This window comes from Paractinoplanes maris (assembly GCF_023544465.1).
GTDB lineage: Bacteria > Actinomycetota > Actinomycetes > Mycobacteriales > Micromonosporaceae > Actinoplanes > Actinoplanes maris.
On record NZ_JALPVL010000001.1, the window covers coordinates 13,515 to 36,939 of the forward strand.

20 protein-coding genes are annotated in these 23,425 nt (G+C 70.4%); 9 read left to right on the plus strand and 11 right to left on the minus strand.

Annotation, left to right across the window (positions count from 1 at the left end; translation table 11 throughout):
• The first annotated feature begins 42 nt into the window (after window positions 1-42).
• The 3 genes from NAG42_RS00080 (at window position 43) to dtd (ending at window position 1,855) form a co-directional block, all read left to right on the plus strand.
• Window positions 43-393, plus strand: coding sequence for a hypothetical protein (locus tag NAG42_RS00080; protein WP_250027136.1), 351 nt, complete (start codon window positions 43-45; stop codon window positions 391-393).
• A gap of 232 nt (window positions 394-625) precedes the next feature.
• Window positions 626-1,294 carry a phosphotransferase gene (locus NAG42_RS00085; RefSeq protein ID WP_250027137.1) on the plus strand — a complete coding sequence of 223 codons (669 nt, stop codon included), beginning with the start codon at window positions 626-628 and terminating at the stop codon, window positions 1,292-1,294.
• A gap of 138 nt (window positions 1,295-1,432) precedes the next feature.
• Entirely contained in the window at window positions 1,433-1,855 is a 423-nt protein-coding gene (gene dtd / locus NAG42_RS00090) for a D-aminoacyl-tRNA deacylase (protein WP_250027138.1), read from the plus strand.
• Between the two features lie 7 nt (window positions 1,856-1,862).
• Here the strand turns inward: dtd and NAG42_RS00095 are convergent, their stop codons facing one another.
• Window positions 1,863-2,636, minus strand: coding sequence for a sporulation protein (locus NAG42_RS00095; RefSeq protein ID WP_284044672.1), 774 nt, complete (start codon window positions 2,634-2,636; stop codon window positions 1,863-1,865).
• A 261-nt stretch (window positions 2,637-2,897) separates the two neighbouring features.
• Between NAG42_RS00095 and sigB the strand changes: the two genes are divergently transcribed.
• Window positions 2,898-3,899 (plus strand): RNA polymerase sigma factor SigB, encoded by a 1,002-nt coding sequence (sigB, locus tag NAG42_RS00100; protein ID WP_438872329.1) that lies wholly within the window; start codon window positions 2,898-2,900, stop codon window positions 3,897-3,899.
• 199 nt (window positions 3,900-4,098) lie between these two features.
• Here the strand turns inward: sigB and NAG42_RS00105 are convergent, their stop codons facing one another.
• Complete coding sequence (locus tag NAG42_RS00105; RefSeq protein WP_250027140.1) at window positions 4,099-6,645, minus strand: bifunctional acetate--CoA ligase family protein/GNAT family N-acetyltransferase; 2,547 nt, start codon at window positions 6,643-6,645, stop codon at window positions 4,099-4,101.
• A gap of 52 nt (window positions 6,646-6,697) precedes the next feature.
• Window positions 6,698-7,882, minus strand: coding sequence for an acetoin utilization protein AcuC (locus NAG42_RS00110; RefSeq protein ID WP_250027141.1), 1,185 nt, complete (start codon window positions 7,880-7,882; stop codon window positions 6,698-6,700).
• Window positions 7,883-8,105: 223 nt separating this feature from the next.
• Here NAG42_RS00110 and NAG42_RS00115 point away from each other — a divergent pair, with 223 nt between their 5' ends.
• Complete coding sequence (locus tag NAG42_RS00115) at window positions 8,106-8,822, plus strand: iron-dependent transcriptional repressor DtxR (RefSeq protein ID WP_250027142.1); 717 nt, start codon at window positions 8,106-8,108, stop codon at window positions 8,820-8,822.
• A 22-nt stretch (window positions 8,823-8,844) separates the two neighbouring features.
• Here NAG42_RS00115 and NAG42_RS00120 read toward each other — a convergent pair whose 3' ends face one another.
• A complete protein-coding gene (locus NAG42_RS00120; protein WP_250027143.1) occupies window positions 8,845-9,402 on the minus strand; it encodes a hypothetical protein in 558 nt (185 codons plus the stop codon).
• 116 nt (window positions 9,403-9,518) lie between these two features.
• On the opposite strand from NAG42_RS00120, the gene NAG42_RS00125 reads away from it, so the two are divergent.
• Window positions 9,519-10,013 carry a hypothetical protein gene (locus NAG42_RS00125; RefSeq protein ID WP_250027144.1) on the plus strand — a complete coding sequence of 165 codons (495 nt, stop codon included), beginning with the start codon at window positions 9,519-9,521 and terminating at the stop codon, window positions 10,011-10,013.
• Window positions 10,003-10,902, plus strand: a complete 900-nt coding sequence (locus NAG42_RS00130) for an alpha/beta fold hydrolase (protein ID WP_250027145.1) — start codon at window positions 10,003-10,005, stop codon at window positions 10,900-10,902. The genes NAG42_RS00125 and NAG42_RS00130 overlap by 11 nt, the downstream gene beginning before the upstream one ends.
• Window positions 10,903-10,909: 7 nt before the next feature.
• Here NAG42_RS00130 and NAG42_RS00135 read toward each other — a convergent pair whose 3' ends face one another.
• Together NAG42_RS00135 and NAG42_RS00140 are read right to left on the minus strand one after the other, a co-directional pair.
• Window positions 10,910-11,314, minus strand: coding sequence for an SRPBCC family protein (locus NAG42_RS00135; RefSeq protein WP_250027146.1), 405 nt, complete (start codon window positions 11,312-11,314; stop codon window positions 10,910-10,912).
• A gap of 41 nt (window positions 11,315-11,355) precedes the next feature.
• A complete protein-coding gene (locus NAG42_RS00140) occupies window positions 11,356-12,543 on the minus strand; it encodes an MFS transporter (protein ID WP_250027147.1) in 1,188 nt (395 codons plus the stop codon).
• A 182-nt stretch (window positions 12,544-12,725) separates the two neighbouring features.
• Here NAG42_RS00140 and NAG42_RS00145 point away from each other — a divergent pair, with 182 nt between their 5' ends.
• Window positions 12,726-13,682: a carboxypeptidase regulatory-like domain-containing protein gene (locus tag NAG42_RS00145; protein ID WP_250027148.1), complete on the plus strand. Its 957-nt coding sequence runs from the start codon at window positions 12,726-12,728 to the stop codon at window positions 13,680-13,682.
• A 457-nt stretch (window positions 13,683-14,139) separates the two neighbouring features.
• Here NAG42_RS00145 and NAG42_RS00150 read toward each other — a convergent pair whose 3' ends face one another.
• From NAG42_RS00150 to NAG42_RS00160, 3 genes are all read right to left on the minus strand, one after another.
• Window positions 14,140-17,052: a vitamin B12-dependent ribonucleotide reductase gene (locus NAG42_RS00150; protein WP_250027149.1), complete on the minus strand. Its 2,913-nt coding sequence runs from the start codon at window positions 17,050-17,052 to the stop codon at window positions 14,140-14,142.
• 225 nt (window positions 17,053-17,277) lie between these two features.
• Window positions 17,278-17,790, minus strand: coding sequence for a transcriptional regulator NrdR (nrdR, locus tag NAG42_RS00155; RefSeq protein ID WP_250027150.1), 513 nt, complete (start codon window positions 17,788-17,790; stop codon window positions 17,278-17,280).
• A 271-nt stretch (window positions 17,791-18,061) separates the two neighbouring features.
• Window positions 18,062-18,370, minus strand: coding sequence for a LysM peptidoglycan-binding domain-containing protein (locus tag NAG42_RS00160; RefSeq protein ID WP_250027151.1), 309 nt, complete (start codon window positions 18,368-18,370; stop codon window positions 18,062-18,064).
• 462 nt (window positions 18,371-18,832) lie between these two features.
• Here NAG42_RS00160 and lexA point away from each other — a divergent pair, with 462 nt between their 5' ends.
• On the plus strand, window positions 18,833-19,618 hold the full coding sequence (gene lexA, locus NAG42_RS00165; RefSeq protein ID WP_438872330.1) for a transcriptional repressor LexA: 786 nt from the start codon (window positions 18,833-18,835) through the stop codon (window positions 19,616-19,618).
• A 10-nt stretch (window positions 19,619-19,628) separates the two neighbouring features.
• Here the strand turns inward: lexA and NAG42_RS00170 are convergent, their stop codons facing one another.
• A complete protein-coding gene (locus NAG42_RS00170; protein WP_250027152.1) occupies window positions 19,629-21,764 on the minus strand; it encodes a hypothetical protein in 2,136 nt (711 codons plus the stop codon).
• 83 nt (window positions 21,765-21,847) lie between these two features.
• Entirely contained in the window at window positions 21,848-23,263 is a 1,416-nt protein-coding gene (gene hflX, locus NAG42_RS00175) for a GTPase HflX (protein ID WP_250027153.1), read from the minus strand.
• Between the last annotated feature and the right edge of the window lie 162 nt (window positions 23,264-23,425).

Here is a 23,425-nt window from a genome sequence, read left to right on the forward strand (position 1 = left end):
GCTCGGGGCACCACTGGACCGATCTGTCGGAAAGGAAACGAGATGAGCGACTCGCAGGAAGACATCGAGCGGGAGATCGCAGGGAGCGACTACGCCCCCGGCGCCCTGTACGAGCCCAGCACCTATCGGCCCGACAAGGGTGATGACGACGAGGGGCTGTCGAGCACGCTCGCCGCGGGCACCGACACCGACCAGCTCCAGGACGGCGGACCCCACCCGGAGCACGGCATCATGACCACGACCGGTGGCACCGCGGGGCCGAACAGCTTCCGCACGCGCCCACGTTCGGGTCCGGGCGTTGCGAACACGACGACCGGCGACGCCACCACCGGCGCGATGGAGACGCCGGTGGACAGCTACACGAGCGACGCCAGCAGCAACTCGGTCGACTGACCCGGCTGTGACCCGGCCGACCGATCCAACGCGATCGACCGGCCGGTTTCGCAGCGTTCCGGCGGCGGTCCCCGACCGCCGCCGGCCGGGGATCTAACTGGCCTACGGTCATCCGGCCCCGCCAGGCAGCCACCGTTGCGGTCTCACGGCGACAGTCGTCAGAGCTTGATCGTCGACCGCCACGGGTTCGACGGGGCCGCCGGCGACGGCGGGCCGGGTTACCGTCATCGGCGTGACCGGAGATGGGCTGGGCGAGCCGTTTGCGTCCGGACGTGAAGCGGACGTCTATGCACTGGGCGACGGTGTGGTGCTGCGGCGCTATCGGAACGGCGGAGACGCCACGGGTGAGGCCGCGGTGATGGCGTACGCCGCGAGCTTCGGGTATCCGGTGCCACGGGTCTTCCGGGTGGACGGTCCCGAGCTGGAGATGGAACGGCTGGACGGCCCGACCATGGCGGCGGCGTACCTGGACGGCAAGCTCTCGCTGGACGCCTCGGCTCACATCATAGCGGATCTGCTGCGCCGGCTGCACGAGTTGCCGGGCCGCGGCGGTACGGGCTCGATCGTGCATCTCGACCTTCATCCGGACAACATCCTGCTGACCGGACGCGGGCCGATGTTGATCGACTGGGGTAACGCGGGTGATGGCGATCCCGACTTCGACACCGCGCTGACGGCGTTGATCCTGGCGCAGGTCGCGATCGGTTCGATCGAGCACGAGATCGGCGCGGACGCCGGTACCGTCCTCGATCTCCTGCTCCCCTTGGTGCCGGGTGATCCGCTGGCCAAGCTGGACGACGTGGTCGCCTTCCGAGCGGGTCAGTGGACCATGTCGCCGGAGGAAGTCGCCGCCCTCCCCACGGCCGCCGCCCGAGTACGAGGAACCCCGATGACGGCTTGAGGGGCGTGAGGTGGCAAGGGCGGCGCATCGCCGCTACCACGCCGGCGACCGCGGCCTCGGGCGATCGAAGCTGGGACAGTAGGACGCCGAGTGGGGCTGCGTGAAAGGCAACGTCGCGGCCGGAAGAGGAGTTACCAGGTGCGGGCATTGGTGCAGACGGTGAGCCGGGCGAGCGTGACTGTCGACGATGAGGTCGTCGGCAAGATCGAGGAGGGGCTGCTGGTGCTGGTCGGTGTCACGCACGACGACACTGCGGCCAAGGCGGCCGAGCTGGCTCGTAAGACCCACGAACTGCGCATCTTGGACAATGAGGCGTCTGCGGCGGATCTTGGAGCTCCGTTGCTGGTGGTCAGCCAGTTCACGCTCTATGGCGACGCGCGCAAGGGGCGCCGGCCCACCTGGAACGCGGCCGCGCCGGCCGAGGTTGCCGAGCCGCTCGTCACGGCGTACGTCGAAAGCTTGCGCGCCCGGGGCGCGACCGTCGAGACCGGCCGCTTCCGGGCGCACATGCTCGTCGACAGCGTGAACGTGGGACCGCGAACGATCTTGCTCGAGCTCTGAGCGACCGCTAGAAGAACAGCCCGCGGCGCTGGGCCGACTGCCGCAGCCAGTTGTCGAGCTGACCGGCCCAGTCGGTGCGGTCGACGGTCGCGTAGTCGACGTCGAACCGGCCGAAGGCGTCGTGGCCCTCGGTGAACATGCCGCCCCGCTTGTCGACCTCGAGGATGACCTGCAGCTTGTGCGGCGTCGGGATGAACGTCAGCTCGAGCTGGTTGATGCCGCTCGCGTAAGCCGACGGCGGGTAGAACTCGATCTCCTGGTAGAACGGCAGGTGCTGCTCGGCCCCGTACACCCGGCCGCGCTCGACGTCGGCCCGGCTGAACCGGAAACCCAGGCGCAGCAACGCGTCGAGGAGTCGCTCCTGGGCCGGCAGCGGGTGCACCGCCACCGCGTCCAAATCGGACTTGTCGACTGCGCGCGCGATCTCGAGCTCGGTCGTGAGACCCATCGTCATGCCGTGCAGATGCTGCCCGTAGACCTCGGTGATCGGGGTTTCCCACGGCACGTCGAACCGGAACGGCACGTCGTACTTCGCACCGGGGTCGAGCCGGAAGGAACCGGTCAGCCGCTGGCGGTGGAACTCCTGGTCGCTGTTGTACTCGCTGTCGCCGCTCTCCACCTCGACCCGGGTGATCAGCCCGACCGCCAGATATTCGACGTCGACCGCGTGGTCCCCACCGACCACGTGCACCTGGCCCTCGAGGAACCCACCAGGCCGGCAATTCGGGTTGGTCAGCACCGTCTCGACCGACGGGCCACCGACACCGAATGCCTTCAACATCTTTTTGAAGACCACTGAACCATCTCCTCCACGCGGGCGTTTGGGGAACAGTATCGGCGCGCAACACGCGACGAGTACCGGCGAACCGGACACTTGTCGGCTTGGCGACGTCAGGGTTCTCCCTGATTCATGCCACCTGGACGCTTGCCTCACCTCGGTTTAACGCGTCCCAGGCCAAGCTATCGATCACACCGGCACGCAGCGGCTGGGAATGCACGAGACGGTTATCAGCGGGGAGGGGACTGAAAGGTGGTCCTGCAGATGAAGGCATCGGAGTCCAAGGCGGCGGTTGTTGCCGTCGACAACAGCATGACCGACGGTGTCGAGCTCCTGGTCGACCTGGACGCCACGGACGAGCGCGGCGTTTCCGCCGACCTGGTTCGTGCCTACTTGAACGGCATCGGACGCACCCGGCTGCTCACCGCCGTCGAAGAGGTCGAGCTTTCCAAGCGCATCGAAGCCGGCCTGTACGCCGACGAGAAGCTCCCCGAGGCGGCCGACGAGTTGCGACCCCTCCTGCTGATCATCATCGCGGAGGGCAAAGCCGCCAAGAACCACCTGCTCGAGGCCAACCTGCGGCTCGTCGTGAGCATCGCGAAGCGGTACACCGGGCGCGGCATGGCCTTCCTCGACCTGATCCAGGAAGGCAACCTGGGCCTCATCCGCGCGGTCGAGAAGTTCGACTACACCAAGGGCTACAAGTTCTCCACGTACGCCACCTGGTGGATCCGCCAGGCCATCACCCGCGCCATGGCCGACCAGGCCCGCACCATCCGCATCCCGGTGCACATGGTCGAGCAGGTCAACCGCATGGTCCGCAGCCGCCGGGACCTCGCCGCGTCGCTCGGCCGTGAGCCCAGCATCGCCGAGATCGCCGTGGCCATGGGCGTGCCCGAGTTCCAGGTCATCGAGCTCATCTCGTACGACCGTGAGCCGGTCAGCCTCGACCAGGCCGTCGGTGAGGACGGCGAAAGTGCGCTCGGTGACTTCGTGGCGGCGGTCGACCCGAGCCAGCCCGGTCAGGCTGTCGGCTCGGGTGAGCTGCGCAGCGAGGTCGAGATCGTGCTGGCCACGCTCAGCGAGCGCGAGTCGGCCGTGATCCGCCTGCGCTTCGGCCTCGACGACGGTCGCCAGCGCACCCTCGACGAGGTGGGCCGCGAGTTCGGCCTGAGCCGCGAGCGCATCCGCCAGATCGAGAAGGTCACCATGCTCAAGCTGCGCGACCCGGAGCGTTCGTCGCGGCTGGAGGCATACGCGGGTTAAGTGGCATACGCGAACGTGGAGCGACTACATCACCGCCCGGCGGGCTTCGGCTCGGCGGGCGGTTTCGCTTTCTTCTCGTACGACGCGTAGGGGCACTTGCATAAGAGGTCATCAGCGGCCCGGCTGACGCCGCGGGCCGCGCGCGGAGGCTGAGCGTGCGGTGCTGGGTCGGCGCTGAACTCGGTCGGCGCTGGTGGAGTTACGGGGTTCGGAGGCGGCGGGGGCCGGTGTCGGGGCGGCGAGTGGGGTCACCGATCTCGGTGGCGGCGTGCAGGACTGAGAAGCCGTCGGGGCGGGCCAGCACCGGGTTGAGCGACAGCTTGCGCAGGCGGGGGTGATCGTCGGCCAGGCGGCCCACGCGGAGCAGCAGGTCGATGAGCGCCCCGCGGTCGACCGGCGCCGAACCGCGGTAGCCGTGCAGCAGGGGCGCGGCCCGCGGCTCGACGACCAGAGCCTCGGCGGCCCGGTCGGTCAGCGGGGCGGCCCGCCAGGCCAGGTCACCCAGCAGCTCACTGGCCACGCCGCCCAGGCCGAAACCGACGATCGGGCCGAACGCCGGATCCTCCATCACCTCGACGCGGCAGGCCACCCCGGCCGAGACCATCGACTGCACCAGCACGTCCGGGCCGAAGGCGGTGGACAACTCGGTGTAGGCCGAGCGGACGTCGTCCTCGTCGGCCAGGGCCAGGCGGACCGCGCCCAGGTCGATGCGGTGGCGGAGGGCACCACCGGCGGCTTTGAGAGCGACCGGGTAGCCCAGTGTCCCGGCCGCCGCGATCGCCTCGTCGGCGGTGGTGGCCAGCGTGGACGGGACCACGTCGATGCCGTACGCGGCCAGGAGCTCGCTCGGCGGACCGTCGACCAGCGGGGCGTCGGGGTCGACTCCCTCGAGCACCGGGATCACGCCCGGCGGGCGGCGCAGCCAGTCGGCATACGTCGCCACGCGGGCCAGGGCGCGCACCGCCTCCTCGACCGACGGGTAGGCCGGCACGCGGGCCGGCGAGCTGCCGAGCAGGAAGGTCGCCACGGTCGGCTTCTCGCCGGCCAGCGCGACACTGGCCAGGGCCGCGGCGAAGTCGGCGTCCTCGTCGGCGAGCTGGCCGGGCAGCGGCGGCGCGAAGACGACGACCAGGGCGTCGGCGCGCTCGTCGATGGCCGCGTCGGCCAGGGCGTCGGCGAAGTTGTGGGCGCCGGCCTGCGGGCTGATGTCGAGCGGATACCCCGCGGCGACGGTCAGGCCGTTGGCCCGGCAGGCGGCCACCGCCAATTCCGACAGTGCGGACGAGTTGCCGACCACGGCGACCCGGCGGCCGGCGGGCAGCGGCTGGTGGGCCAGCAGGAGACCGACGTCGAACATCTCTTGCACCGTGTCGACCCGGATCACGCCCGAGCGGGCGAACAGGGCGGTGACCGCGTTGACGTCGGGGCCGGGCAGGTCGCCGGCGAGACCAGCCGGACGGGTGGCCGAGGCGACCGCGACCACGGGTTTCACCCGGCTCATGCGGCGGGCCAGCCGGGCGAACTTGCGCGGGTTGCCGAACGTCTCGAGATAGAGCAGGACGACGTCGGTGCCGGGGTCGTCGCGCCAATACTGCAGGAGATCGTTGCCGGAGACGTCGGCCCGGTTGCCGGCCGACACGAAGCTGGACAGGCCCAGCCCGCGACGGTCGGCCTCGGCCAGCAGGGCGACACCGAGCGCGCCGCTCTGGCTGAAGAAGCCGACCCGGCCGGCGGCCGGCAGGCGCGGGGCGAGCGTGGCGTTCAGCCGCACGGCGGGGTCGGTGTTGGCCACCCCCATGCTGTTGGGCCCCACCACGCGCAACCCCGCGGCATGCGCGCCCTCGATCAGCGCTCGCTGGGCGAGGCCGCCCTCGGGGCCCGCCTCGGCGAAGCCCGCGGACACGACCACGAGACCACCCGCGCCACTGGCCGAGGCATCCGCCAGCGCCGCGGCCACACCCTCGGGCGGCACGGCGACCAGCGCGAGGTCGATCGGCATCCCGGCCTCGGTGGCCGAGCGGTAGGCGCGCAGACCGGCCACCCGCTCGGCGCTGCGGTGGACCGGGACGATCGGGCCGGTGAAGCCGCCGTCGCGCAGGTGACCGAGCATGGCCGCGCCGATGCCCTGACCGCTCGCGCTGGCGCCGTAGACCGCGACCGCCCGCGGCGACAGCAGCCGGGCGATCGAACGGGACTCGGTGAGGTGCTCGCGGGACTCCTGCACCTCGCGGGATCTCTCGGTGGGGGCGATCGGGAAGCTCAGGTGGACCACGCCGTCCGCGTACTTGCGCTGGACCTGGTAGCCGAAGTCGCTGAAGACGCGAAGCATGCCCCCGTTCTCGGGGAGCACCTCGGCGACGAAGCGGGTGATGCCGTTGGCCCGGGCCGCCTCGGCGAGATGCTCGAGCAGGACCGAGCCGATGCCGCGGCCCTGATGGGCGTCCTCGACGACGAACGCGACCTCGGCCTCGGGCGACTCGTGACCCAGACGCTCGTAGCGGCCGACCGCCATGATGCGCGGGCCGCTGACGATGACGAAGGCCTCGCGGTCGTGATGGTCGACGTTGACGAAGCGCTCGAGGTCGCGTTCCGGAATGCGCGGATAGGGCGAGAAGTAGCGCAGGTAGCGCGTGCGGTCGCTCATGCGCGAGTGGAACTGCACGATGGCATCGGCGTCGGCGGGCTGGATCGGACGCAGGTGGACGGCACTGCCGTCGGAGAGCAGAACGTCCGCGCTGGTGGTCACGTCACCCTCCTCCTCTCGGCGCTCTTCTGACGCTGCGGTGCGATGCGGGTGGTCAGTCGCGGATGTCGTGGGGGTCGAGGCCGTGCAGGGGGAAGACCGCCATGCGGCTGGCCAGGATGGCGCGGTCGACCGGGTCGGGGGTGGTGCCCGGTTGCCAGGTCTCGACCGGGGGTGGGGTGCCGTCGGTCATCGTCTCGGGCACCGGGACGCCGGGGCAACGCTCGGCGGCGAGCCGGCGCCACGCCGGCGGGATGCGGGTCTGCGGGTCGAGCGGGTCGCCGGTGGCCGTGGCCAGCAGATGGGTCCAGGCACGGGGCACGACCTCGACCAGCGCGTAACCCCCGCCGCCGGTCGCGACCCAGCGGCCGTCGCACAGCTCGTCGGCCAGCTCGCGCATCGCCAGGTGGGCCGCGCGCTGACCGTCGACCGAGAGGCGCAGGTCGGCCAGCGGGTCCAGGCGGTGGGAGTCGGCACCGCACTGGCTGAAGATGATCTCGGGTGCGAACGCGCGGAGGATCGACGGGACGATTGCGCGGAAGGCCCGCAGCCAGCCGCCGTCACCCGTCCCCGGGGGGAGCGGGATATTGACCGCCAGGCCCTCGGCCGCGGGGCCGCCCGTCTCGTCGGCGAAGCCGGTGCCGGGGAACAGCGTCAGCGGCGTCTCGTGCAGGCTGATCGTCAGCACCCGGGGATCGTTGTAGAACGCGGCCTGCACACCGTCACCGTGGTGGACGTCGACATCCACATAGGCCACCCGCTGGGCGCCCTGGTCGAGCAGGCGGGCGATGGCCACGGCCGGGTCGTTGTAGACACAGAAGCCGGCGGCTCGCGCCGCCATCGCGTGATGCAGACCACCGGCGACGTTGACCGCCCGTTTCGTCGTGCCGAACCAGACAGCCTCGGCCGCCGCGATGCTGGCGCCGCAGATGCGCGCGGAAGCCTCGTGCATGCCGTCGAAGACCGGGTTGTCGGGGGTGTTGAGACCCCAGCCGCGAAAGAACGGGTCGATCGGGGCGTGCCGGACGGCATCCAGATAATCCGGGCGGTGGATCCTGGCCAGATCGGCCTCGGTGGCCGGCTCGGGAGTGACCATGCGCACGCCCGGCCGATCGAGAACGCCCAATTCGCGGGCGAGCGCCATGGTGAGCTCGACCCGCACCGGATTGAGCGGATGATCACCCATGTCGTAATCGAGCAGCGCGCTGTCCCACACCACCGTGGTCGTCGGATCAACCATGTCGGTCATGCTGCCACGTGCCCCCGACACTTCTCCGCTCGCGGCGTCCGCCGGGTTGGTCGGGTAGGCTCGCTGCACCTGCTCGGGGCGTCTGTCAACCCCCGGCATCGAGGTATTATCGCTGCTGGGAGGGCCGCATCGTGAAGGAATTCGTCGTCAGCCCGGCTGGCTCCGGTTTCGGGGCGAGGCTGGCGGTCCACCGAGACCGCTTGGAGGTCGGAGCATGAAGGCGTCAGTGCACAACCACGACCTTATCGACACCACAGAGATGTATCTGCGCACCATCCTCGAGCTCGAGGAGGAGGGTGTGCCGCCGCTGCGGGCGCGCATCGCCGAGCGGCTCCACCAGAGCGGCCCCACGGTCAGCCAGACCGTTGCCCGCATGGAGCGCGACGGCCTGCTCACGGTGGAGAACGATCGCCACCTCGTGCTCACCGACGACGGCCGCTCGACCGCGGTCTCCGTCATGCGCAAGCACCGCCTGGCCGAGCTGCTGCTGGTCAACGTCATCGGCATGCCCTACGAGGAGGCCCACGAGGAGGCCTGCCGCTGGGAGCACGTGATGAGCGACTCGGTCGAGAAGAAGGTCTACGAGCTGCTCAACAAGCCGACCCGCTCGCCGTACGGCAATCCCATTCCCGGCCTGGAGGCTCTCGGCGCCCCCGACGACGACGAGCTGCTCGACAGCGCCGCGCAGGTCAGCGTGGGCGAGCGCAACCTCGCGTTCCCCGGCCTGACCGGCAGTGTCGTGGTCCAGCGCATCTGCGAGAGCGTGCAGACCAACGCCGACGTGCTGCGTCAGCTGCACGCGGCGGGCATCGACCCGGGCACCACGGTGACCGTGGCCCAGGAGCGGGACGGGGTGACCATCGACCGCTCCGGCGACAAGATCCGCCTGCCCCGTGAGGTGGCGTCGCGGGTGTTCGTCGCCGCGCACTGAGTCGGTCACCGCGTCACAGGCGTCAGCCGTCGGTCGTGTTCATCGCCTTGGCGAGCGCGATGAGCTTCGGGTTCATCGCGGACACGGCGGCGGCGGGCGCCTTTTGGTCGAACGTGAAGCGCAGCGTCTGGAGCTGCTCGGCCTGGCTGAGCCAGCCCAGCTCGATGGCCGGGCCGTGGCCGGCGGCAGGCGGGGCATAGAGCCGATAGGCCGCCCGGCCGAGCCCCTTGAGTGTCGTGGCCTTCGCCGGTTTCAGGTCGTCCAGAAACTGGGCGGGGGTTGCCGGTGTGGTCTCCACGACCGACAGCATCAGGTCGGGATAGTCGGCGTCCGTGGTCTGCACCACGCAGGTCGAGGTGTCGTCGACCTGGTCGGACGCGGCGACGTCGAACGTGACGCCGATCTTCTGCCGGATGAAGGCGTAGTCCCAGAGGATGCAGGCGCCACCGGCCGACGCGGCCGGCTGCTCGGCGATCGCCACGGGCGGCGGGGCGGAGAACGCCGGCTCGTCCTGAGAGTCGCAGCCGGTGAGCGTGAGCAGCACAACGGCGCCGAGGACGGCGACGGAACGCGTACGCACGAGTGATCCTCCCGAGAGATCCGGGGCACACCGTACTGGAGCGGCCAGGCCCGCGAAAGGCTGCGCCGGACGACCAAGACTTGACACTCGATGTCAAGCGCCACGAGGATGGCTGGGTGAGCCGGGAGGATGCGCTTGTCGAGCAGATCGTGCGCCTGCTCGACGTCCGCCTGCTCGATCCGCTCGAGGTGCTGCTCGAGGGAGACGACACGGTGGCGGCGTTGCGGACGCTGGTGCGGCGGCGGGCCCGGGGCTGGGCGTCGACCATCCGCGACGGTGACGATCAGGCCGCGGTGCCGGCCGTGGCGCGGTTGATCGCGACGCTCTATCCCGGTGACGGGCCGTTCGACCCGCCGGTCTCGTGGTGGGCGACACCGCTCGGCCAGGCAGTGGCGTGGCGGGCCGGCCATCCCTGGTTCGCGTCGATCTCGTACGCGACGGCGGGCGCGATGCTCGGCATCACGCGACAGGGAGTGCATGACCTCGTGCGGCGGGGACGACTTCCCCGCCACCCCGACGGCGGGGTGCCGTCGGCGGCGGTCCGGGATCGTCTCCGCGCTGCCCGTTCGCCCGATTCCTCGGACACCATGGGAGATGATCATGATCAATGACCGGCTGATCGACGCGGGCGACGTGCCGCTCGCGGTGCGCGACTTCGGCGGGGACCAACCGCCGCTGCTGTTGCTGCACGGGGCCGGCGGCAACCTGGCCATGATGACCACGCTGGCCCGGGCGCTGCGGCCGAACCACCGGGTGATCACGGTGGACCTGCGGGGGCACGGGCGCTCGGGCGAGGGGACCTGGACGTGGGACGCGGCGCTCGGTGACCTCGCGGCGGTCTGTGTGCAGATGGAGATCGAGCGGCCGGCCGTGGTGGGGCATTCGCTGGGCGGGATGCTGGCGGCGCTCTGGGGTCAGCGGCACCCGGAGGCGCCCGGCGTCGTGAGCCTCGACGGCAACCCGCCGCCGACCGGACCCGAGCAGCTGCCGGGGCTCGACCCCGACAAGGCGGCGGCCGAGCTGGCGCGACTGCACGCGATCTTCGACCAGGTGGAGGCCCAGGCCGGGCAGGTCATCGAGGCCGACCAGCTGGCCGATCTGGTCGAGCGTCAGCAGTCGGCGGCTCGTGACATGGGCGCCAACGAGAAGGTGTGGCTCGAGGGCTTCCGGCGCAATCTGGTGCACCAGGACGGTGAGACGTCGACCCGTCCGTCGGCCGCGACGACAACTTCCTTGCGTACGTTGATGAACGAGCTCGACCTCGGCCCGGTCTACACCGCCACGTCGTGCCCCGAGCTGGTCGTCCTGGCCACCCGGAATCTGCCTCAGCAGGAGCCGTTCGCGGAACTCTACGAGGCACACCGCCGTTTCCTGCTCGAGCAGGTGCGGGCGGCCGGTCACCCGCGGTACATCCAGCTCGCGGACGCGTCGCACGCCATGGTGATCGAGCAGCCGGCCGTACTGGCCGGCCTGATCACCGACTTCCTCCGCTCGGAGTGAGCGCGCCTCAGGCCAGATAGCCCGGCAGGCGGGTCAGGCAGCTCTCCCACCCGGCGCGGTACATCGCGGCCGTCTCCTCGTCGACCTCGTCGTGGACGATCAGCAGGTCGGTGCCGCCGCCGGCCGGGGTGAGCTCGATGGTCACCCGGCTGTCGCGGTCGTCGCCGGCCCAGCGCCACGACTGCACGATCCGCCGGGGCGCTTCGAGCTCGCGATACTCCCCCGCGAAGCCCAGGTCACCGGCGTCCACGCCGAACCGGCCGCCGACCACCGGGTCGGAGAACGCGCGTGGCTCCATCGCGGCCGGCCAATACCAGGCGGTGAGGGCGCCGGCGTCGGTCAGCGCGAACCAGACCCGCTCGGGTGCGGCCTCGACGCGCGACTTGATGACCGCGGAGCTGTCGTATGCCATGAGCCGAGGCTGTCATTTCCGCGCCGCCCGCGCGACCCCGCTCAGTCGCGGGTGGCCGGCAGTGGCCTGGTGGCTCCGGAGGCGATCAGGCCGATGACCAGCGCGCCGAAAACGCAGAGGATCGCCCGCAACACCCCGAAGTGCTCGGCCAGCAGTCCGATCAGCGGCGGCCCCGACAGGAACGCGCCGTACCCGATCGAGCCGGCCACCGAGACCCGGATCGCGGCTCGCGCGGGGTCGTCGGCGGCCGCGCTCATGCCGATCGGGAAGCCCAGCGACGCGCCGGCGCCCCAGAGCAGAGCGCCCGCGATGGCGACCGGGACGGCGATCTCGGTCACCACGAGCAGCAGGCCGAGGGCGGCCGAGGCCGCGGTGATCCGGAGTGTGACGACGCGGCCCCACCGCTCGATGGCCTGGCCGCCGAAGAGCCGGCCGAGCGTCATGGCCGTGACGAACACGCCGAACCCGATCGCGCCGATGGTGTCGCTCGCGCGGTACCCGTCGACCAGTCCGATGGCCAGCCAGTCGTTCGCCGTGCCCTCGGTGAAGCCGAAACCGAGCATGACCAGGCCGATCAGCACGGTGCGGGGTTCCCGCCAGGCGCGCCCGACGCTCATCGCGGGCTTCTGGCCGGCCGGGAGAGACTCGTACGGCAGGAAGTGGCGCACGGTGGGAGCGGTGACCGCGGCTGCGAGCGCCGCGGTGATGTAGAGCTGGGCCCAGATCGGAAGTCCGGTGGCGGCGGCCACCGCGCTGAAGCCGGCACCGAGCACCGTGCCGAGGCTGAAGCCGGCGTGGAAGCGCGGCATGACCGTGCGCCCGAGGCGGCGTTCGACGTCGGCGCCCTCGACGTTCATGGCGACGTCCCAGGTGCTGTTGCCCATGCCGACCAGCACGAGGCCGAGTCCGGCGAGCGGGACCGAGCCGAGGAGCGTTCCGGTGGCCAGGCCGGTCAGGCCGACGACCATCGACGTGCTGCCGAGGAGCACGGCGCGCGCCGGGCCGACCCGCTGCACCAGCGGACCGGCCAATGGGATGGCGGCGATCGCGGCGGCCGAGAGGCAGAGCAGAAGCAGACCGAAACCGGCGGCCGACAGGTCCAGTCCGTCGCGGACGGCGGGGGCCCGGGCGAGCCAGCCCGCGTACGCGAGACCGTTGGTCGCGAACGTGAAGCCGACCGCGACTTTCGCGCGGCCGAGGCGCCGGCGATCAAGATCATTTGCGGTCACCCACCGAACTTACACGTTAAACCTTTCCCTGCTGGAGCGCCTCCGACCCGTACGGGAACCGGTCGCACCAGCCGTGAGCGATCGACTACCGGGTTCGTGCCGCGAGTCGGGTCATCGGCGTGACGCCTCTTTCACCGCCCATAAGTTCAACGCCAGAACCACTCTCCGAAAGGGACACCACAGTGCAACCACCGAAGATCCTCGCCCGAGCCGTCCTCGCCGCCACGCTGGCCGGCGCCGGAGCGGTCGCGGCCGGCGCGGCACCCGCGCAGGCCGCCGGCGGCACCGGACTTCTCACCGGTATCGTCCGCAACGACCGGGGCGCGGTCGTGGCCAACGCCAAGATCAGCATCTGGCCCACCGTCAACGAGAACGCCAACCCGGTCGCCGTCACGACCACCAGCGCCGCCGGCGCGTGGCGCGTGCCCAAGCTCGACGCCGGTCGCTACAAGATCGAGATCGGACTCGCAGGCTGGTCCGAATACGCTCCCGGCCGCGAGCGGGACTACGCCGACGCCCGCACCTACCGGGTCGCCACCTGGGGCCGCACCTCGGTCAGCAGTGTGGTCGAGCGGGCCGGCTCCTTCGCCGGCCGGTTGACCACAGCGTCCGGCCGACCGGCGGCGGGCGTCAGCGTCACCGTGGACGACTACCGGACCGCCCGGGCGTTCCAGACCACCACCTCGGCCACCGGCCGCTACTCCCTGCCGGTGCCGCCCGGCGGTGACTACGTCGTCAGCTACCGCGACGGCACCTTCCGGCAGTACGCACCGCACACGGTCGACCAGGCTCTCGCCCGCCACTACACGGTCGCCTCCGGTCAGCGTGTCCGGGTCAACGACCGGCTGCTGCGGGCCGCGTCACTGACCGGTCGCCTCGTCGACGCCGCGGGGGCGCCGGTCGCGGGGGCCACGGTCCGCTTCATCTACACCGAGACCGCTGTCGAGCTGGAGACCACCACCGACGCCAACGGCGCCTACCGGTTCCAGAAGCTCAACCCGGGCCCGATCAAGGTCTCGTTCCGCACCGCCGACGGTGTCGGGCAGTACGCGTACCAGGCGCAGTCCTACGACGAGGCCACCGAGTTCCGGCTCAGCCTCAGCAACCGGACCGTCGTCGACGACGCGCTGCTCCCGTAACACCCGGCAAAGACTGAGACCTCTCACGCTCGGGGGGTGAGAGATCTCAAAACGGCGATGCCTCCCACTCGTGACGAGTGGGAGGCATCGCTGTCGGTGGTGCTTGTCGGTCATCTGTCGCGGCGGCCACTACGACGCCCACAAGGACGCGTCGGGCCATCCCATGCGGCGGTCATGCTCGGTCAAGGGCCAGTAGCGCTCGACGGCCCGAAGGTTCCCGGCATCATCGAAGCCTTGCCATGACGGTCAGTTCTGCACGGGTCTCACCGTAGTGCCGTCGTGGGTACTGCAACCCGCCAGGTTTTCGTTGCCTGCCGAACCCCGGTCGTGTCCGTTTCCTGAGCAACGGCAAGTCCCCCGGACGGTGGCGTCCGGGGGACATCCCTTTGGTCAGACTCGCCGACGACTCTTGAATCTCACGGTGCCCCTGGAGGGGACACACTGAGAATGGTCAGTCTCAGCTGCAGCCGGAGGTGGAGCCGCAGCCCTCGCAGACGTAGCAGCTGCCGGCCCGGCGCATCTTGGTGCCGCAGGTGAAGCAGAGCGGCGCGTCGGCGGCCTGGCCCATCACGATCTCGAGCAGCTCGGTGGAGGAGCCGGCCGAGGACGGCGCGGCCTTCTCGGCGTCGACGTCGGCCGTCGGCGCCTTGGCCTCGGCCGGGGCCGAAACCGCTCCGACGGGGGCCGAGACCGGCGCGGACGCTGCCATGCCGGCCAGGTCGACGACCGAGGCAGCCTCGGCGGCGGCTTCGGCCTGGACCTGCGCGGCGCGCTCCTTGGCGGTGAAGATGCCCAGGTCGGCGCGAGTGTCGTACGGCAGGAAGTCGAGCGCCAGGCGACGGAAGATGTAGTCCATCACCGAGGACGCCATGCGCACGTCGGGGTCGTCGGTCATGCCGGCGGGCTCGAAGCGCATGTTGGTGAACTTGCTGACGTACGTCTCGAGCGGGACGCCGTACTGCAGCCCTATCGAGATCGCGACGGAGAAGGCGTCCATGACGCCGGCCAGCGTCGAACCCTGCTTCGACATCTTGAGGAAGACCTCGCCGAGGCCGTCGTCCGGGTAGGACGACGCGGTGAGGTAACCCTCGGCCCCACCGACCGAGAAGGACACCGTCTCGGACGGGCGCTTCTTGGGCAGGCGCTTGCGGACCGGGCGGTACTCGATGACCTTTTCGACGATCTTCTCAGCCTGGGTCGCCAGGGCGGCGACCTCGGCGGCGGCGGCGGTCGCCTTGCCGGACTTGGCCACCGAGAGCGGCTGGCCGACCTTGCAGTTGTCGCGGTAGATCGCCAGCGCCTTGAGGCCGAGCTTCCAGCCCTGGTAGTGGATCTCCTCGATCTCCTCGACGGTCGCCGACTCGGGCATGTTGACCGTCTTGGAGATGGCACCCGAGATGAACGGCTGCACCGCGGCCATCATGCGCACGTGACCCAGCGGGGCGATCACCCGGTCGCCCATGGCGCAGTCGAAGATCGCGTAGTGCTCGGGCTTGAGGCCGGGCGCGTCGACGACGTTGCCGTGGTCGGCGATGTGCTCGACGATCGCCTCGACCTGCTCCTCGGGGTAGCCGATGCTGCGCAGCGCGCGCGGGACCGTCTGGTTGACGATCTGCATCGAACCGCCGCCGACGAGCTTCTTGAACTTGACCAGGGCCAGGTCGGGCTCGATGCCGGTGGTGTCGCAGTCCATCATCAGGCCGATGGTGCCGGTCGGGGCGAGCACCGACGCCTGGGCGTTGCGCCAGCCGTTCTTCTCACCGATCTTGAGGCCGTCCTGCCACTGCTTGGTGGCCTCGCGGACGATCTCGGTGGCGACCGAGCTGGTCGGGCGGATGTCGTCGTTGGCCGCGGCGTGCTTGCGCATGACGCGCTTGTGGGCGTCGGCGTTGCGGGCATAACCCTCGTACGGTCCGACGACCCCGGCGATCTCGGCCGAGCGGCGGTAGGCCGTGCCGGTCATCAGCGAGGTGATCGCGGCGGCGACCGTGCGGCCGGCCTCCGAGTCGTACGGCAGGCCGGAGGCCATCAGCAGCGCGCCGATGTTGGCGTAGCCGATGCCGAGCTGACGGTAGGCCCGGGTGGTGACGCCGATCTTCTCGGTCGGGAAGTCGGCGAAGGCGATCGAGATCTCCATCGCGGTGATGATGAACTCGACGCTCTTGGTGAACTTCTCGACCTCGAAGCCGCCGTCGGCCTTGAGGAACTTCATCAGGTTGAGCGAGGCCAGGTTGCACGACGAGTCGTCCAGCGACATGTATTCCGAGCACGGGTTGGACGCGGTGATGCGGCCGGTCTCGGGGTTGGTGTGCCAGTCGTTGATGGTGTCGTCGTACTGCAGGCCGGGGTCGGCGCACTCCCACGCGGCCTGGGCGATGCCGCGGAACAGCTTCTTGGCGTCGATGGTCTCGATGACCTCGCCGTCGAGGCGGCCGCGCAGACCGAACTGCGAGCCCTCCTCGTACGCCTTCATGAACTCGTCGCTGACCCGGACCGAGTTGTTGGCGTTCTGGTACTGCACCGAGACGATGTCGGAGCCGCCGAGGTCCATGTCGAAGCCGGCGTCCCGCAGCGCGCGGATCTTGTCTTCCTCGCGCGCCTTGGTCTGCACGAACTCTTCGATGTCGGGGTGGTCGACGTCGAGGATGACCATCTTGGCCGCCCGGCGGGTGGCACCGCCGGACTTGATGGTGCCGGCGCTGGCGTCGGCGCCCCGCATGAAGCTCACCGGTCCGCTGGCGGTCCCCCCGGACGACAGCAGTTCCTTGGACGAGCGGATGCGGGACAGGTTCACGCCGGAGCCCGAACCGCCCTTGAAGATCAGGCCCTCTTCCTTGTACCAGTCGAGGATCGAGTCCATCGAGTCGTCCACGGAGAGGATGAAGCACGCGCTGACCTGCTGCGGCGACTTGGTGCCGACGTTGAACCAGACCGGCGAGTTGAAGCTGAAGACCTGGTGCAGCAGCATCCAGGTGAGCTCGTGGTCGAACAGCTCGGCGTCGGCCTGGGTGGAGAAGTAGCCGTGCTTCTCGCCGGCCCGGCGGTAGGTCGAGACGACCCGGTCGATCAGCTGCTTGAGCGACCACTCGCGCTCGGGCGTGCCGACCGCACCCCGGAAGTACTTGGTGGTGACGATGTTCGCCGCGTTGACACTCCACGCGGTCGGGAACTCGACACCCTTCTGCTCGAAGTTGATCGAGCCGTCCCGCCAGTTCGTCATGACGACGTCGCGGCGCTCCCATTCGACCTCGTCGTACGGGTGGATCCCCTCGGTCGTCCAGACCCGCTCGACCCGCAGCCCCCCGCCGGCCGCGCCGTTGCCGTTCGTACGGCTGCGCTGCCGACCTGCTGTGATGCCGTCCCCGGCCATACTGCTCCCCCTCGTTGACACTGCTTCTGCCACTCTCGTCTTTACTTCGTCATCCGCTGAGCTCGTTGCCGATCAAGCTCGTGCCGATCTCAAATCCCTGCCCGTTCAGAGCCGTGCCCCGTTCGGACCCGTGCCCCTTTCAGAGCCGTGCGCCGTTCAGAGCCGTGCCCCGTTCAGAGCCGTGCCCCGTTCAGAGCCGTGCCCCGTTCAGAGCCGTGCCCCCGTTCAGACTCGTGGTGCGCGGCCGCTGGACCGTGGCGCCACCGGGTGGCGCAGGCCGGCCTCACGGGCGATCGTCGCCTCGCGCAGCGCCGTGATCTCCTTTTCGAACTCGTCGAGCGAGTCGAAGGACTTGTAGACGCTGGCGAACCGGAGATAGGCCACCTGGTCGAGCTCCCGCAACGGCGTGAGGATCGCCAGGCCCACCTCGTGGCTGGGCACCTCGGCCGCGCCCTTGGCCCGGACCGTCTCCTCGACCCGCTGCGCGAGCAGCGCGATCGAGTCCTCGTCGACCGGGCGGCCTTGGCAGGCCTTGCGGACGCCGCTCATGATCTTGGTCCGGCTGAACGGCTCGGTGACCCCGCTGCGTTTCACGACGGCGAGCACGGCCTCCTCGACCGTGGTGAACCGCTTGCCGCACTCGGGGCACGATCGACGGCGACGGATCAGCTGACCGTCGTCGGCCTCGCGAGAGTCGACCACGCGAGAATCAGCGTGGCGACAGTACGGGCAGCGCACCGCGAGCTCCCTCCGGAGGCCCCCGCACGGCGATCCGGGCACGCTGAAGCACGGCCGCTTGCTGATCATCACCAGCTCGCGCCGTCAACAGCCTGTGGATAACCGGTGGAGGTAAACCCCAACCTGTGGATGACTTACACCCTTGTAACTACTAGATGTTGGGGTAGACGCTATGCCGGAGCGGACGCGGACGCAAGCTCAGCGGCATGGCGGCGCGCCGTATTTTGCGACTCAACACGAGCGGTGGACCATCGCTCACGGACCGCTCTGATCACGGCGTCCGCGGCAAGATCAAAACATCACCGGGGCGTACGCCGTAGCTCGACAGGCCGTTGAGCCGGCGCAACTCTTCGACGGCCGCCTGACCGTCACCGGCCGGCACGGAACGGGCCGCGATGTCCCACAACGTGTCACCCGACTGGACGACGACCGACGGCGGCGGGCCGGCCGGTGGCTGCTCGGCCCGCGACGCGGTGGTGAACAGCACGGCGCTGGCGAGCGAGGCCAGCACGACGAGCAGACCGAGAACGACCGCGCGCCCACGCCGGGTCAGTCGCAGCGGCGCCGAGGGCTGAGCCATCGAAGACCGAACCATCGAAGGCGGAACCATCGAGGACCGAGCCGCCGAGGACCGAACCGCCGAGGACCGATTTGCCGAGGACCGAACCGTCGCCGGCTGAACCATCGTGGACCGAACCATCGAGTGCCGAGCCGGAGCCCCGCCGACCATCACGCCCCGTGCCCGCCCCGTCATCACACCGTTCGCCACCATGGCGTTCTCCCCACCGGAAGACGATCTTCGTACGGGCGTTCGATCGAACGTCCGTACGACGGTCTATCAGAACAGGCGTACGGAAGTCGAGCACTTCTGGGCGACACGCCGCAAGAAAGTCGTACAGATGTTTGAATATGTCGCACCCCGCTACTACGGTTCTCCCTCAAAGGGGTCAGCCGGGCACACGTCATCCCCACGGCGTGGCGCTCCGGCTCCGCGAGGCAGCACCACGTGCCGACGAGGCACTGGCCGACAGGGAGGGCGGACGTGTCGACCGACGACCGGACGAGCAGCCGGCAACACCAGACCAAGCCAGACAACGGGGCGGCCCTGCGCCGCCGCACACCGAGCCGCGGGCGTGCCGCCGATGCCCCGCAGCTGCGTTCCGTCACTCCGGTGGTCAGCCAGTTCCCCGAGCCGGTCACCGCCGATCTCACCGCGCGCCAGCGCCGCATCCTCGAGTTCATCCGCGACTGGGTGGAGCGTTACGGATACCCGCCGAGCGTCCGCGAGATCGGCGAGGCCGTCGGCCTGGTCTCGCCGTCCAGCGTGGCTTATCAGCTGAAGGCACTCGAGACCAAGGGCTTCCTGCGCCGCGACCCCAACCGGCCGCGGGCCGTCGACGTCCGCTCGCCCAGCGAGATGGTCGACGAGGAGGGCCTGCGCTCGGCGCGACCCCAGCCGGCCTATGTGCCGCTGCTCGGCCGCATCGCGGCCGGTGGCCCGATCCTGGCTGAGCAGGCCGTCGAGGAGTTCTTCCCGCTGCCGCGCGAGCTGGTCGGCGAGGGCGAGGTCTTCATGCTCGAGGTCAAGGGTGACTCGATGATCGACGCGGCCATCTGCAACGGCGACTGGGTCGTCGTGCGGCAGCAGCCGACGGCCAACGCGGGCGACATCGTGGCCGCGATGATCGACGGCGAGGCCACCGTGAAGAGCTATCGCCAGCGGGACGGGCACGTGTGGCTGATGCCGGCCAACCCGGCTTTCGACCCGATCCCCGGCGACGACGCGACCATCATGGGCCGCGTCGTGGCCGTCCTGCGCCGGGTCTGACCGTCAAGGCTTACCGGGGGCCGTATCCGTCGAAGCGGCGGCCCTCGGGGCTCGGCCGGAATTCGCTGTAGCCGTTGCGGGCGACGGGCGGCTGATCGCCGTCGCCGCCGTAGACACCATTACCACCGCGCGGCGGCTGCCCCTGCGGACCTCGTCCCTGCGCGCCGCGTGGGGGCTGACCCTGCGGACCCCGAGGCGGCTGACCTTGCGGCCCCCGCGGAGGCTGACCCTGCGGACCCCGAGGCGGCTGTCCTTGGGGTGCCCGCGCCGGCTGCCCCTGTGGCCCGCGCGGAGGCTGACCCTGCGGCGCCCGCGGTGGCTGGCCCTGGGGCGCCCGCGCCGGCTGCCCCTGGGGACCACGGGGCGGCTGACCCTGCGGCACCCGCGCCGGCTGCCCCTGCGAGGGCTGACCCTGGGGACCCCGAGGCGGCTGGCCTTGCGGCGCCCGCGCCGGCTGACCCTGCGGCCCACGCGGCGGCTGGCCCTGCGGCGCCCGCGCCGGCTGACCCTGCGGCCCACGCGGCGGCTGACCCTGCGGCCCACGCGGTGGCTGACCCTGCGGCACCCGCGCCGGCTGCCCCTGCGAGGGCTGACCCTGGGGACCCCGAGGCGACTGGCCCTGCGGCGCCCGAGGCGGCTGGCCCTGCGGCGCCCGCGCCGGCTGACCCTGCGGCCCACGCGGCGGCTGACCCTGCGGCCCGCGCGGCGGCTGACCCTGGGGGCCACGCGCCGGCTCACCCTGGGGACCACGCGGCGGCTCACCCTTACCGCCGTAGACCCCCGCGCGCGCGGGCTGCGGCTGCCCCTTGGCACCGCCGGAGGCCAGGCCACCCGACGCGGCCCCGCCGTAGACGCCCTTGCCCGCCGGCTGACCGGCACCGCCATAAACGCCGTTGCCGCCGGAAGGACCACCGGCCGCCGCCCCCGGCCGCGCTCCGCCGTAGACCCCGGCTCGCTGCGGCGCGCCCCCGACCCCGATCAACTCGGTCTCGGGATCACCCTTCAACGGGTTCTGGAAGTCGTCGTCATCGGCCGTCGCCGGCGCGGCGGCCACCCGCTTGCGGTGCCGCACGATGCCCATCGCGCCCACCCCGACCAGGATCAGCCCGATCAGGCCGACACCGCCCACGGCGTACGTGATGTCGCTGAGCTCGAGGTTGGCATACCACTTGTCGCCGGTCTCCTCGCCACCGTTCTTGGCGGCCACCGCGACTGTGGTGGCCGGCGTGTAGCGGAGGATGTAGTTGGCCGTCTCGACGTCACCGTTCATGTCGGAGATCGTGTAGAAGAACTTGCCGTCGGGGCTGTAGGTGATCGCCTCGCCGACGGCCTCGTTGGGCAGGCCGGTCGTCCGCGGCCTGCCCTTGATCGCGCCGAGCACGTCGCCGTTCTTCACGTCCCACTCGAGCGCGTCGGTGTAGGTGCGCAGCGCCACCTTTGCCCCGCCCGGGGCCACCGCGCCGCCGCTGATCGTCTGGTTGCCGATGCGGGCGAGCGGGTTGCCGTCGGTCTGCGTGGCCGAGACGGGGAGCTCGGCGACGCGCCGCATCGGCACGCCCACCTCGTTCTTGCTCTTCAGCGGGGCGGTGGGCTGATAGACGTAAGCCGGGCGGCCGATCTCGCGGGTGACGATCAACGGGGTGCCGTCACCGTTGAGCAGCAGCGCCTCGGCGTCGTGGCTGTCGTTTTGGGGGTAGCTGAGCCGGTGGATCGTCGGCTCGGCCGAACCGTTCGACGGCATGGACCAGAGGCTGACGGCCGGGCGGCGCTTGTCGCGGTCGAAGTTGTTGTCACCGATGTCGGCGATCCAGAGCTTCGTGCCGTCGGGGGAAAGGATCAGATCCTCGGGGTCCAGCGGGCCCTTGCCCGAATACTCGACGTCCCGGGTGACCGCGCATTTGGTGTCGAGGAAGAAGATCCGCTTGTGGTCCTCTTTGTCGGTGCTGTCGTTCACCACGACATAGCCCGATTTGGTGGCGACGATGCCGGACGCCTCGTCGATCCTGTCGTCGCCGATCTTGCACATTTTCTTGCCCGCTGCGGCCGGAACGCTGACCGTCGGGGCCGGATCCTCGGCAAACGCCATGGACGGACCGATCATCACCAGCCCGGAGGCCACGATCACCGGGAACACGAGACGCCGCATCCGATCAGTGTCGCATGCGGCGTCCCGTGCTGGTGTTACGCGTCAGTCAACCCCTGGCCGCTTCCACGGCCGAAGTCGCACGCTCAGTATTTGAAGGACTCCAGCTCGTTGGCCAGGCGCTCGTCGACCCGCACCCGCAGCTCGATGCCCTCCTCCACATGGCGGGTCTGGAGCACCTGACCGGTCCGGTGGATCCGGGCGACCAGATCACCCCGGTCATAGGGCAGCAGGACCCGCAGATCGACCGCGGGCTTGGGCAGCCGCTCGGCGATCGCCTGGTGCAGCTCGGCGATGCCCGCGCCGGACTTGGCCGACACGAACACGGCGTCGGGCCACGCGCGCTTGAGCCGCAGCACCGTCTCCTCGTCCGCGGCGTCCATCTTGTTGATCACCAGCAGCTCGGGGATCGTGTCGGCGTCGACCTCGGCCAGCACCTCACGCACGGCGCTGACCTGACCCTCGGGGTCGGGGTGGGCGCCGTCGACGACGTGCACGACGAGGTCGGCGAACGACACCTCCTCGAGCGTGGAGCGGAACGCCTCCACGATCTGGTGCGGCAGGTGCCGGACGAAGCCGACGGTGTCGGAGAGCGTGTAGACCCGCCCGTCCTCGGCCGCGGTGCGCCGGGTGGTCGGATCGAGGGTGGCGAACAACGCGTCCTCGACCAGCACGCCCGCCTGGGTCAGGCGGTTGAGCAGGCTCGACTTGCCGGCGTTGGTGTAGCCGGCGATCGCCACGGCCGGGACCCCGCTGCTCGCGCGGCGCGAGCGCTTGGTCTGCCGGACGGTCCGCATGCCCTTGATCTCGCGGCGCAGCTTGGAGATGCGCTGGTTGATGCGGCGACGGTCGGTCTCGAGCTTGGTCTCACCGGGACCACGCGTCCCGACGCCACCGCCGCCCGAACCACCGGCGCCACCGCCCTGGCGGGACAGCGACTCACCCCAGCCCCGCAGACGCGGGAGGAGATATTGCAGCTGAGCCAGCTCGACCTGCGCCTTACCCTCTTTGCTCTTCGCGTGCTGGGCGAAGATGTCGAGGATCAGAGCCGTACGGTCGACGACCTTGACCTTGGTCTGCTGCTCGAGATTGCGCAGCTGGGACGGGGACAGCTCACCGTCGCAGATGACCGTGTCGGCGCCGGTGGCGATGACCGCGTCACGCAGCTCCTCGACCTTGCCACGGCCGATGAAGGTGGCCGTGTCGGGGCGTGAGCGACGCTGGATCAGGCCCTCGAGCACCTGGGAGCCGGCCGTCTCGGCCAGCGCGGCCAACTCGGTCAGGGAGTTGTCGGCATCCTCGGCGGAGCCCTCGGTCCAGACGCCGACCAGGACGACCCGCTCGAGCCGCAGCTGCCGGTACTCGACCTCGGTGATGTCGGTGAGCTCGGTGGAAAGACCGGCGACCCGCCGCAGCGAGTGCCGCTCCTCGAGCTCGAGTTCCCCGGATGTCACATCCAGCTCGTCGACCTCGAGTACGGGTGCCTGGTAAGTGTTTCGCAAAAGGTGACCTCCTCGGCCCCGATCGTGGCACGTCGCCGTGGTCGGCGCATCCACATAACGTGGCCGGGCGTTCTCGAATGAGTGGCAGGACTATGCACAACGACCCGGATGGAACCGGATATTCCGCGGGGGCAAGATTACGGTGACGCACCCACCAATGTC